We start from the raw sequence: 12,062 nt of genomic DNA, 5'->3' as shown, positions 1-12,062 counted from the left end.
GTGGTGGAACAGATTCTGACGATCGCCCAGTCTGAGCCAGCCGAGGCCGTCACCTTCGCCACGGCGGACGGGATGCTGGGCTCGGTCTGGCTGCTGGTGGCGATCCCGCTGGTCAGCGCGGCGATCCTGCTGCTGCTCGGCAAGCGGGCCGACCGCTGGGGCCACTGGCTCGGCGTGGGCGCCATCGGCGCCGCCTTCCTGCTCGGTCTCACCTACTTCTTCCAGCTTCGCGGCCTGGAGAACAAGCAGGTCGAGCTGAGCCTCTGGGACTTCATGGCGGTCGGCAACCTGAGGGTGGACTTCGGTCTGCTCTTCGACCCGCTGGCCGCGGTCTTCGTCCTGCTGATCACCGGGGTGGGTTTCCTGATCCACCTCTACGCCGTGGAGTACATGGCGCACGACGCGGGCCGGCGACTGTTCTTCGCGTACTTCAACCTGTTCGTTGCCGCGATGTTGCTGCTGGTGCTCGGCAACAACTACGTGATGCTCTACTTCGGCTGGGAGGGCGTCGGTCTGGCGTCGTACCTGCTGATCTCCTTCTGGTACGGCCGGCCGAGCGCGGCCACCGCCGGCAAGAAGGCGTTCCTGATGAACCGGGTCGGCGACGCCGGCCTGGCCATCGGCATCTTCATCATGTTCGCCATGCTCGGCACCACCCAGTACGACGAGGTGTTCAACGGGGTCGGCTCGATGACCTCGACCACGGTGCTGGTGCTCGGCCTGCTCCTGCTGCTCGGCGCGGCCGGCAAGTCCGGCCAGTTCCCGCTGCAGGCGTGGTTGCCGGACGCGATGGAGGGCCCGACCCCGGTGTCCGCGCTCATCCACGCGGCCACCATGGTCACCGCGGGCGTGTACCTGATCGCCCGCTCCAACGCGATCTTCTCGGCCAACGAGACGCTGCAGCTCGTGGTGGTCAGCGTCGGCGCGCTCACGCTGCTGATGGGCTGCATCATCGGCGCGGCCAAGGACGACATCAAGCGGGTGCTGGCCTGGTCGACGGTCAGCCAGATCGGCTACATGTTCCTCGGCGTCGGGCTCGGCGGCGGCGCGTACGCGCTGGCCATCGTGCACCTGCTGGCGCACGGCTTCTTCAAGGCCAACATGTTCCTCGGCGCCGGCTCGGTCATGCACGGCATGAACGACCAGGTGGACATCCGCCGCTTCGGCGGGCTGTCGAAGTACATGAAGGTCACCTGGCTGACGTTCATGATGGGCTGGCTCGCCATCATCGGCATGTTCCCGTTCTCCGGCTACTTCTCCAAGGAGCCGATCATCGTGGCCGCGTTCGAGCGGGAGGGCTGGACGGCCTGGCTGTTCGGCATGGCCGCGCTGCTCGGCGCCGGGCTCACCGCGTTCTACATGACGCGGCTGTTCGTGCTCACGTTCCACGGCCCGAAGCGCTGGACCGAGGACATCGAGCACCCGCACGAGTCGCCGAAGCTGATGACGATCCCGCTGATCCTGCTGGCGATCGGCTCGGTCGGCGCGGGCTTCCTGCTCGCCACCTCCGTGCCGGACTGGCTCACCGCCACCAACGGGCTCGGCGGCGAGAGCGGGGAGCACGCGCCGGTGCTGGCGCACTGGCTGCTCACCGCGCTGTCGCTGCTGGTCACCGTGCTGGGCGCCGGGCTGGCCTGGTTCCTGTTCCGGGGCGGTACGGCCACCGAGCCGCAGCCGGCCGGCGTGGTGGTCACCGCCGCGCGCCGGAACCTCTACACGGACGCCTTCAACGAGGCGGTCTTCGAGAAGCCGGGCATCTTCCTCACCCGGGCGCTGGTGTTCCTCGACAACCGGGGCGTGGACGGGCTGGTCAACGGCCTGGCCGCCGCCGTGGGCGGGGGCTCGGGCCGGCTCCGGCGGCTGCAGACCGGCTTCGTGCGGTCGTACGCGACCTCGATCCTGACCGGCGCGCTCCTCGTGGTCGCGGCGTTCCTGGCGGTGCAGGCGGGGTGGCTGGCGTGATCGACCTCAACGCGGCCGCCCCCGCCGGCGGGCCACGCAGTCACGACGGAGGTAAGGCCGAATAATGTCCAACTTCCCGTTCCTCTCGGTGCTGACCGTGGCGCCGCTGGTCGGCGCCCTGGTGGTGGCGCTGCTGCCACGCAGCCGTCCGGACCTGGCCAAGCTGGTGGCGTTCGGCTGGTCGCTGCTGGTGCTGGTGCTCTCGGTGGTGATGTGGTTCGCCTTCTCCGCCGGTGGTGACCGGTTCCAGTTCCGCGAGTCGTACCCGTGGATCCCGAACTGGGGCGTGAACTTCACCTTCGAGGTGGACGGCATCGCGCTGGTCATGCTGATGCTGATCGCGATCCTGGTGCCGCTGGTGATCCTGGCGTCCTGGCACGACGCCGAGGCGTCGAAGCGCTCGGTGCCCGCCTACTTCGCGCTGCTGCTCGTCCTCGAGTGCACGATGATCGGCGTCTTCGCCGCCGCCGACGTCTTCCTGTTCTACGTGTTCTTCGAGGTCATGCTGGTGCCGATGTACTTCCTGATCGGCAGCTACGGCGGCCACCAGCGGCAGTACGCGGCGGTGAAGTTCTTCCTCTACTCGCTGGTCGGCGGTCTGTTCATGCTGGCCGCGGTGATCGGCCTCTGGGTGGTCGGCGGGAAGACCTTCGACTGGCAGGCGCTGAGCCAGGCGGAGTTCGCCACCGACACGGCCCGCTGGCTGTTCCTCGGCTTCTTCGTCGCCTTCGCGATCAAGGCGCCGTTCTTCCCGTTCCACACCTGGCTGCCGGACGCCGGTGGCGCGGCCCCGGCCGGTGCCGCCGCGCTGCTGGTCGGCGTGCTGGACAAGGTCGGAACGTTCGGCATCCTGCGCTACTGCCTCCCGCTGTTCCCGGAGGCGTCGCGGTGGTTCGCGCCGTGGGCGCTGGCGCTGGGTGTCATCGGCATCATCTACGCCGCGCTGCTGGCGGTCGGCCAGAACGACCTGAAGCGGCTGGTGTCGTACACCTCGATCGCGCACTTCGGGTTCATCGGCATCGGCATCTTCGCCTTCACCACCCAGGCCGGCACCGGCGCGGTGCTCTACATGCTCAACCACGGCCTGGCCACCGGCCTGCTGTTCCTGGTGGTCGGCATGCTGATCGCCCGGCGCGGCTCGGCCCTGATCAGCGACTTCGGCGGCGCGGGCAAGCTCGTGCCGGTGCTGGCCGGCGTGCTGTTCTTCGCCGGTCTGGCCTCGCTGGCGCTGCCCGGCACGGCGCCGTTCGTCTCCGAGTTCCTGGTGCTGATCGGCACGTTCACCGTCAACAAGCCGGTCGCGGTGATCGCCACGCTCGGCATCATCCTGGCGGCGGCGTACGTGCTGTGGATGGTGCAGCGCACCACGCAGGGCACGCTGAACCCGGCGCTGACCGAGGTCGAGGGCATGCGCCGGGACCTCACGCTGCGCGAGAAGGTCGTCGTCGCGCCGCTGATCGCGCTGATCGTGCTGCTCGGCTTCTACCCGAAGCCGGTCACCGATGTCATCAACCCCGCCGTCCAGGCGACCATGCAGGACGTCGGCAAGTCCGATCCCGCCCCTGAGGTCGGCAGCGTCCAGGAGGCCGCGAAGTGAGTGAACTGAAGCTGCCGTCGATCGACTACGCGGCGCTCGCTCCGATCCTGATCATGCTGGGCGCGGCCCTGGTCGGGATCCTGGTCGAGGCGTTCGTGCCGCGCCGGCTGCGCAACGCGGTGCAGCTCGGGCTCGCCCTGGTGGCGATGCTCGCGGCGATCGTGATGGTGATCCTGAACGCGGACGCCCGGCTGATCACCATCGGCGGGGCCATCGCGGTTGACGGGCCCACGCTGTTCCTCCAGGGCGCGATCCTGGTCCTGGCCGTCATGGCGCTGCTGCTCGTCGGCGAGCGCACGGTGGAGCGGGGCGGCGCGTTCGTGGCGCACGCCGCGGTCACCGCCGAGTCGGCCGAGGACCGCCGGCAGGCCGAGGGCGTCGGTGGCGCCACCGAGGTCTACCCGCTGATGTCGTTCGCGATCGCCGGCATGCTGATCTTCGTGGCGGCGAACGACCTGCTGACCATGTTCATCGCGCTCGAGGTCTTCTCGCTGCCGCTCTACCTGCTCTGCGCGCTGGCCCGCCGCCGGCGTCTGCTGAGCCAGGAGGCGGCGCTGAAGTACTTCATGCTCGGCGCGTACGCCTCGGCGTTCTTCCTGTTCGGTGTCGCCCTGATCTACGGCTTCACCTCCGGCATCCCGGGCCGTGGGGCCGGCGTCGACTTTGCCACCGTGCACGCGGCGGTCACCGACTCCTCGTCCAGCCCGGTGCTGCTCTTCGCCGGCATGGCGCTGCTCGCCATCGGCCTGCTGTTCAAGGCCGCCGCCGCGCCGTTCCACGTCTGGACGCCGGACGTCTACCAGGGCGCGCCGACCCCGGTCACCGGCTTCATGGCCGCCTGCACCAAGGTCGCCGCGTTCGGCGCGCTGCTGCGCGTCTTCCACGTGGCGTTCGCCGGGGCGTCCTGGGACTTCACCCCGGTGCTCGGCGCGATCGCGGTGCTGACCATGCTGGTCGGCGCGGTGCTCGCGGTCACCCAGACCGACATCAAGCGCCTGCTGGCGTACTCGTCCATCGCGAACGCCGGTTACCTGCTGGTCGGTGTGCTGGCGCCGAGCCGCGAAGGGCTCTCCGGCACGATGTTCTACCTGGCCGCGTACGGCTTCTCGGTGCTCGCCGCGTTCGCCGTGGTGACGCTGGTGCGCGACGCCGACGGGGAGGCCACCCACCTGTCCCGCTGGGCCGGGCTGGGCCGCCGCTCGCCGTTCTTCGCGGCGATCTTCACGTTCATCCTGCTGGCCTTCGCCGGCATCCCGCTGACCAGCGGCTTCACCAGCAAGTTCGCGGTCTTCGGCCCGGCCCTGGAGGCGAACCAGGCGTGGCTGGTGATCGCCGGTGTGCTGACCAGCATGGTGCTGGCCTTCCCGTACCTGCGGGTCGTGGTGATGATGTGGCTGTCCGAGCCGGGCGAGTCCACCCCGACGGTGACCGTGCCGGGCGCGCTCACCTCGGCGGCGCTGGTCATCGGCGTGGTGGCCACGCTGGCGCTGGGTGTGGTCCCCGGTCCGCTGCTCGACCTGACCACCGGTGCTGCCGAATTCGTCAGATGACCGACGTGATCCCACCGGGGGCCGGTACGCCGTGGCGTGCCGGCCCCCGGCCCGTATCCCCCTCGACGAGCAGGTCGAACGGGTGTGGCATGGTTGAGGACGTGGCGAATCCGGCTGGCGAGCGTTCAGGTCAGTTCGGCGCGCTCGGCCTGCACCTCGCGGACCCGCGCGTCGAAGCCTCGGTGCTGGGCGTGCTCGACCGGGTCGAGACGAGCCTGCGGGCGAGCGTGGCGAGCGCTGACCCGCTGGTGACCGAGGCGTCCCGGCACCTGGTCGAGGCCGGCGGCAAGCGGTTCCGCCCGCTGCTGGTGGCGCTGAGCGCCCAGTTCGGCGACCCGGAGGCCGCGCAGGTCGTCCCGGCCGCCGTGGTGATGGAACTCACCCACCTGGCGACGCTCTACCACGACGACGTGATGGACGAGGCCGCCGTGCGGCGGGGCGCGCCGAGCGCCAACTCCCGCTGGACCAACTCGGTGGCCATCCTGGTCGGCGACTACCTCTTCGCCCGGGCCGCGGACATCGCCGCCGAACTGGGCACGGAGGCGGTACGCCTGCAGGCGCGCACGTTCGCTCGGCTGGTGCACGGCCAGATCGCCGAGACGGTCGGCCCGCGCGACGACGACCCGGTCGCGCACTACCTGCACGTGATCGCCGAGAAGACCGGTTCGCTGATCGCCACGTCGGCCCGCTTCGGCGGCATGTTCGGCGGCGCGTCGCCCGAGCACATCGAGGCGCTCGCGGGGTACGGCGAGATCATCGGCGTCGCGTTCCAGCTCTCCGACGACCTGCTGGACATCTCCAGCGAGTCGATCCAGTCCGGCAAGACGCCCGGCACCGACCTGCGCGAGGGCGTGCCCACCCTGCCGGTGCTCTACGCGCTGGCCTCGGACGACGCGGACGCGGCGAGCGTACGGCTGCGGGAGATCCTGGCCACCGGCCCGCTGGTGGACGACGCGCTGCACGCCGAGGCGCTCGGCCTGCTGCGGGAGTCCCCGGCGCTCAAGCGGGCCCGGGAGACGGTACGCAGCTACGCCGAGGACGCGCGGGCCCGGCTGGCCCCGCTGCCCGAGAGCCCGGCGCGCCGCGCGCTGGAGTCCCTCTGCGACTACATCGCCGACCGCACCAGCTGACCCCCGCACCCAGGGCGAGGGCGGTCAGCCGAGCGCGGGGGCGCGGCGGAGCAGGCGGGCGCCGAGCAGCATCAGTACGGCGGCCACGAGCATGGCTGCCGCCGCCGTCAGCCACATCGCCGGGTAGCCGGCCGCGCCGGCCAGCGCGCCCAGGCCGAGCGGGCCCAGGCAGCCGCCCGCGTACACGCCGGTCTGGGTGATCGAGGTGGCGGCGGCCGGGGCCTGCGGGTGCAGCCGGACCACCGCGAAGTTCATCAGCCCGGGCCAGGCCCAGCCGAGCCCGAAGCCGAGCACCACGCCCGCGACCAGCGGCGCGGAGCCGGCCACCGCGAGCAGGATCAGGCCGACCGACCCGGTCAGCAGCATCCCGGCGATCAGCCCGACGTGCCCGTCGGCCCGCCGGTCGGCGAGCCAGCCGACGCCCACCCGGGCGAGCACGCACACCGCGCTGCCGAGCGTGAGCGTCAGGCCGGCCAGGCCGGGGGAGAGACCCCGCGTCGCCGCCGAGTCGACCAGGAACGTGCCCAGCGCGTTCGCCGCGGCTGCCGCCAGCGTCGCGGCCAGCCCGATGACCACGAGCGGGGCGGTGCCGCCGTAGCGGCCCCCGGAGGCGGCCCGGGCGTGCCGGTCCCGTCCGGTCCGGGGTACGGCCGGCAGCGCGGCCAGCGCCGCCCCGGCGGCGACCACGAAGGCCCAGCGCCAGCCGGCGGTGAGCGCGACGGTGGGGACCGCCACGCCGGCCAGCAGCGTCGCGACCGGGACGGCGGCCTGCTTCACGCCGAACGAGAGCCCCTGCCGGTGGGCGGGCACGTGCTCGGCGAGCGCGGCGTTGCTGGCGAGCTGTCCGAGGGCGTTGGCGGCGGCGCTGAGCGCCAGCAGCGTCACCAGCATCGGGTACGACCGGGCCAGCCCGGCCACGGCCAGCAGGGAGGCGGCGGAGAGCAGGATGCCGGCGCGGGCGACGGTGGCCGGGCCGTACCGCTCGACCAGGGCCCCGGAGGGCACCGAGGCGAGCGCGCTCACGCCGAAGTAGATCGAGACGGCCAGGCCCAGGCCGGCCGGGCTGAACCGGAGTTCGTCGCCGAGCTGCACGGCGAGCCCGCCGACGAGGAAGACGGGCAGGACGCACACGATCGTGGTGACGGTGGCGCCGGCGCCCGCCCGGACCGCCCGCCGGGCCGACGCGGGCGCGTCTTGCGAAACTGTTTCAGTCATTGCGAGCACACCCTACGCCCGCACGTTTTGGCTGCTCATCGTGTCCGTCGACCTACCGTCTGTGTCCGGTGATCTGGCATCCTCCATCCGAACAGGCATTTCGCACTCGGCCGGTTTTTCATATGGTGTAAGTCCCCGGCGGCGGAGGTGGTTGTGCGCGACCCCTTGGCGGAACCCTCGGACCTGATCCGCAGCGTGTCCCGCGCGCTTCGAGTGCTCGAGTCGGTCGGCCGTGCGCCGAGAGGGCTCACCGTGAAGCAGATCGCCCGGCGTTGCGAGTTGACAGTCGCCACGACCTACCACCTTGTCCGCACGCTCGCGTACGAGGGCTACGTGATCCGGCGCGAGGACGGGACGTACATCGTGGGGTTGGAGGTGGCCGACCGCTACCGCGAGCTGGTCACCGCGTTCCGCGGGCCGCCCGCGGTCGGCGAGGCGCTGCGCCGCGCGGCGTCGGACACCGGCTGGAGCCACTACCTCGGCCGTTTCATCGGCGGGCAGGTGGCGGTGACCGCCTCCGCCGAGGGGCCACGCTCGCCCTTCCTGGAAGACCTGGTGCCGGGCTTCGACGAGGGCGCCCACGCCACCGCGCTCGGCAAGAGCCTGCTCGCCACGCTCACCACCGAACAGCGCTTCCGCTACCTGCGCGAGTACGGCATGCGCCCGTTCACCACCGCCACCCTCACCACCGTGGAGGCGTTCGAGGCCGACCTGGCCGCCGGTGACCGGCGCGGCATGCAACTGGAACTCGGGCAGTTCCGGCAGGGCGTGGCGTGCGCGGCGGTGCTCGTCGCCCCGGACAAGGACATCGAGCGCCGGGTGGTGCTGGCGTGCGCGCTGCCGGCCGGCGAGATGATGACCTCGGCCCGGGTGGTCCGCGCGAAGCTGCTCACCGCCGCCAGGTCGATCGCCGACGGCATCGCCTCCGAGAACTGACGAAGGGCCGCCGACCTGGTGGGTCGACGGCCCCTCGCGGAGCGGACCAGCGCCGGACCGCTCCCGGGGTGGGTCAGCTGCCGACCGGGCCGCCGTCGAGGCGCCAGGTGACCACCACGCCGGGCTTGGCGAAGTCGCCGTCCGGCCAGGTGGAGGCCGGGTTCTCCACCGACGCGCCGGTCACCTCGCCCGGGTGCTGCACCGCCACGAAGACCGAGCGGTTGTCACCGGTGATGAACGGGCCGCAGGTCTCCGCGCCGAGCGGCACGGTGAGGAACTGCTTCAGGTGACCTCGCTCCGGGCCCTCCACGGCGGTGGCGAACAGGCCGTCGTTGCTGCCCAGCGCGTTGCCGTCGGTCGAGATCCACAGGTTGCCGGTGGCGTCGAAGGCGACGTTGTCCGGGCAGGAGATCGGCGAGACCCTGGTCTTGTCGTACCCGGCGAAGTACGTCGAGGCGTCGGCCGGGTCGCCGCAGACGATCGGCAGCGACCAGGCGAAGGTCTCGGCCGTGTTGTCGCCGCGGTCCTCGACCAGCTCCAGGATCTGCCCGTGCCGGTTGCTGTTGCGCGGGTTCGCCTCGTCAGCCGGGGCCTTGCCCGCCTTGCCGCGGTCGCTGTTGTTCGTCAGCGCCACGTACACCTTGCCGGTGAGCAGGCTCGGCTCGACGTCCTCGGGGCGGTCCATCTTCGTCGCGCCGACCTTGTCCCCGGCCAGCCGGGTGAACGTGAGCACGTCGGCGGCGGTCATGCCGTCGACGTACGAGCGGTTGCCGCTGACCAGCTTGATCCAGCGCCCCCGGCCGCCGAAACCGCCGTCGGCCGGGAGCTTGCCGGAACCGTCGATCTCGGCGGCCGGGCTGTCCCCCTCGATCCTGGCGACGTAGAGCGTGCCCGACTCCAGCAGCGTCAGGTTGTGCCGCCGGGCCACCGAGGACTTGCCCGGCATGAACTTCTTGTCCGACACGAACTTGTAGAGGTAGTCGAAGCGCTCGTCGTCGCCCATGTACGCGACCACGCGGCCGTCGCGCGCCACGATGACGTTCGCGCCCTCGTGCTTGAACCGGCCCAGCGCGGTGTGCTTGCGCGGCTTGGACTGCGGGTCGAACGGGTCGATCTCGACGACCCAGCCGAACCGGTTCGCCTCGTTGGGGTGCCGGGCCAGGTCGAAGCGCTCGTCCGCCCGGTCCCACTTGCGGCTGCCGCTCGGGTAGCGCACGTCGGTCGGGATGCCGTAGCGGGTCAGCTTCGCCTTCTGCTCCTCGGCCACCGCGTCGCCGCCGACGAAGTACTGGTTGAAGTTCTCCTCGCCGGAGAGCACAGTGCCCCACGGGGTGACGCCGCCGGCGCAGTTGTTGAGCGTGCCGACGACGGTCCGGCCCTTCGGGTCGGCGGCGGTACGCAGCCACGCCGACCCGGCCGCCGGGCCGGTCATCTCGAACTTCGTCGCCAGCGCCGTGACCCGGCGGTTGTACTCGCGCCGACCGCGCCGGACCGGCTGCCACTGCCCGGTGTTCTCCACCCGCTCCAGCTCGACCACTGACATGCCGTGCGCGGCCATCGCCACCCGCACCTGCTCCACGGTCAGCGCGTCCTGGCTGGTGAAGCCGGGGAACATGAGGTCCTCGTTTGTGTACTCGTGGTTCACCACGAGCAGCGCGCGCCGACGGTCGATCGGCAGCACGCCGACGAAGTCGTTGTTGTAGCCGAACTGCTTGGACTGGGCGGCGGCGGTCTGCCGGCCCAGGTTGAACGCGGGCGCGCCGGGCACGACCTCGTCACCCCAGCGGATCACCACCGAGTGGTCGTACCCGTTCGGCACCACGAGCGTGTCGAGCTTGTTCGGCGGGATCGGCTTGAACGTCAGCGCGCCGCTGCCGGGACGCCCCGCACCGGTGGCGGCCACCCCGCCCTCGCCGGGCACCGGCGGAGCGGCGGGGGCGGCAGCCGCCGGGGACCCGGCCAGCGCGCCCGCCGCGGCGCCGCCGAAGCCGAGCACCAGCGCGCCGACCGCGCCGGCCCGGACCACGCCGCGCCGGGAGATCTCGGTGTCGACCACGTCCCCGAAGTACGGGTTGTCGGTCGGGTTGGGCACCGGGTGGTCGCAGGCGTTGCCGCACCGGTACAGACAGGTCATCGCGTCGCGGCTGCCGTGGCGGGTGCCACCGAGCAGCGGAAGCAGGCGAGGCCGGTCGCTCATGAGGTGGAGCCTCCAGATCGGACGAGGGGGAAGGCGCACGGGCGAGGGAGCCCGCGCTCACCCGCCGGACGCTGCCAGGGCGCCGTGAGCGGCGGTCGGCCCGCAGCTGAACCGGACGTGAACAGCTCCGTCGTGACCTGCGGCTGAACCGTTCGGCGACACGGCACGTATGGAAGGGCGTACACATCGCCGGTCTCCCCGCCGCCGGAAGCGAGGTACCGCCATCAGCGACCACGACGCCCAACTGCTGCGCGCGCTGCACGACGAGCATGCCGACGCGCTGTACGCGCACGCCCTGCGGCTGGTCAACGGCGATCGGCCCCGCGCCGAGGACCTGGTGCAGGAGACGCTGCTGCGCGCCTGGCGGCACCCCGAGTCGCTGGACCCGCGACGCGGCTCGGTACGCGCCTGGCTGTTCACCACGGCGCGGAACCTGGCCATCGACGCCTGGCGGCGGCGCTCGGCCCGGGTCGGCGAGGTGTACACGGACGAACTGCCGGAGACCGCCGAGACGGTCGACGAGACGGAGCGCGCGGTGGAGGCGTGGACCGTGGCCGAGGCGCTCAACCGGCTCAGCCCGACCCATCGGGAAGTGCTCGTCGAGTGCTTCTACCAGGGGCGTTCGGTGGCGGAGGCGGCGGCGCGGCTGGGCGTACCGCCCGGCACGGTGAAGTCGCGTACCCACTACGCGCTGCGCTCACTACGGTTGGCGCTGGCCGAGATGGGGGTGACCGGATGACACGCTGCGAGTTCGCGCACGACGACGGGGCGTACGTGCTCGGTGCCCTCGCCCCGGCGGACCGGGTCGCCTACGAGCGGCACCTGGCCGGCTGCGCCCAGTGCCGGGAGGCGGTGGCCGAGATCGCAGTGCTGCCCGGCCTGCTGGGCCGGCTCGACCCGGCCGGCCTGGAGCAGTTCCTGGAGGTCGGACCGGAGACGTCGCGGGTGCCCGCGCTGCTCGACGCCGCGCGGGAGCGCAAGCGCCGCGAGCGGTCCCGCTCCCGCCGCCGGTACGCGCTGACCGCGCTCGCCGCCGCCGCGCTCGCGGTGCTGGCCGGCGTCGGGGTGGCGCTGGTCCAGCCGTCGGCCGAGCCGTCCACGCCGCAGGTGGCGTTGACCTCCATGCGGCCGGTGGCCGGGACGGTGCCGGTGCACGCCGAGGTGGGGCTGACCGAGACGCCGTGGGGCACCGAGGTCACCATGCACTGCGGCTACGACAGGCGGGCCGGGCACCGGGAGGCGTACACGTTCCGGCTGGTGGCGCACGGCCCGGACGGCGCGACGGAGCAGATCGGCTCCTGGCTCGCCGCCCCCGGCGACGACCTGCGGTTCTCCGGGGTAACCCGGTTCACCAAGGGTGAACTGGTCCGCCTGGAACTCCTCCGAGGCGCCAATTCCCCCGTCCTGGCCTACGACTTCCGCTGACCGCCGTCCCCTCCCCGTTGATCTTGCAGTTGCGGCCCTCGGCGCGGGTG

General features: G+C 72.0%; 9 protein-coding genes. 7 read left to right on the top strand and 2 right to left on the bottom strand.

Annotated features, from left to right (window positions below; all coding sequences use genetic code 11):
* The 4 genes from nuoL (at window position 1) to KBX43_RS11840 (ending at window position 6,239) form a co-directional block, all read left to right on the top strand.
* Complete coding sequence (gene nuoL, locus KBX43_RS11855) at window positions 1-1,962, top strand: NADH-quinone oxidoreductase subunit L (protein WP_064448433.1); 1,962 nt, start codon at window positions 1-3, stop codon at window positions 1,960-1,962.
* Between the two features lie 64 nt (window positions 1,963-2,026).
* On the top strand, window positions 2,027-3,559 hold the full coding sequence (locus tag KBX43_RS11850) for an NADH-quinone oxidoreductase subunit M (protein WP_030500781.1): 1,533 nt from the start codon (window positions 2,027-2,029) through the stop codon (window positions 3,557-3,559).
* A complete protein-coding gene (nuoN, locus tag KBX43_RS11845; protein ID WP_043327299.1) occupies window positions 3,556-5,109 on the top strand; it encodes an NADH-quinone oxidoreductase subunit NuoN in 1,554 nt (517 codons plus the stop codon). Before KBX43_RS11850 ends, nuoN begins: the two co-directional genes overlap by 4 nt.
* Window positions 5,110-5,198: 89 nt before the next feature.
* A complete protein-coding gene (locus KBX43_RS11840) occupies window positions 5,199-6,239 on the top strand; it encodes a polyprenyl synthetase family protein (RefSeq protein WP_043327297.1) in 1,041 nt (346 codons plus the stop codon).
* A 24-nt stretch (window positions 6,240-6,263) separates the two neighbouring features.
* Here the strand turns inward: KBX43_RS11840 and KBX43_RS11835 are convergent, their stop codons facing one another.
* The gene (locus KBX43_RS11835) at window positions 6,264-7,454 is read right to left on the bottom strand and encodes an MFS transporter (RefSeq protein ID WP_043327295.1); all 1,191 of its coding nucleotides are present in this window, start codon (window positions 7,452-7,454) and stop codon (window positions 6,264-6,266) included.
* A 153-nt stretch (window positions 7,455-7,607) separates the two neighbouring features.
* Here KBX43_RS11835 and KBX43_RS11830 point away from each other — a divergent pair, with 153 nt between their 5' ends.
* Entirely contained in the window at window positions 7,608-8,390 is a 783-nt protein-coding gene (locus KBX43_RS11830) for an IclR family transcriptional regulator (protein WP_030503712.1), read from the top strand.
* A gap of 73 nt (window positions 8,391-8,463) precedes the next feature.
* On the opposite strand, the gene KBX43_RS11825 is transcribed toward KBX43_RS11830, so the two are convergent.
* Window positions 8,464-10,587, bottom strand: a complete 2,124-nt coding sequence (locus KBX43_RS11825; protein WP_064448436.1) for a PhoX family phosphatase — start codon at window positions 10,585-10,587, stop codon at window positions 8,464-8,466.
* A gap of 169 nt (window positions 10,588-10,756) precedes the next feature.
* Between KBX43_RS11825 and KBX43_RS11820 the strand changes: the two genes are divergently transcribed.
* A complete protein-coding gene (locus KBX43_RS11820) occupies window positions 10,757-11,326 on the top strand; it encodes a sigma-70 family RNA polymerase sigma factor (protein ID WP_036343884.1) in 570 nt (189 codons plus the stop codon).
* Window positions 11,323-12,012 carry an anti-sigma factor gene (locus KBX43_RS11815; protein WP_064448437.1) on the top strand — a complete coding sequence of 230 codons (690 nt, stop codon included), beginning with the start codon at window positions 11,323-11,325 and terminating at the stop codon, window positions 12,010-12,012. The genes KBX43_RS11820 and KBX43_RS11815 overlap by 4 nt, the downstream gene beginning before the upstream one ends.
* The last annotated feature ends 50 nt before the right edge of the window (window positions 12,013-12,062 follow it).

It is taken from the genome of Micromonospora sp. C41, assembly GCF_018070485.1.
Classification (GTDB): domain Bacteria; phylum Actinomycetota; class Actinomycetes; order Mycobacteriales; family Micromonosporaceae; genus Micromonospora; species Micromonospora chalcea.
The sequence above is the reverse complement of the archived record's forward strand: the minus strand, read 5'-3'. Positions and strand labels throughout refer to the sequence as shown.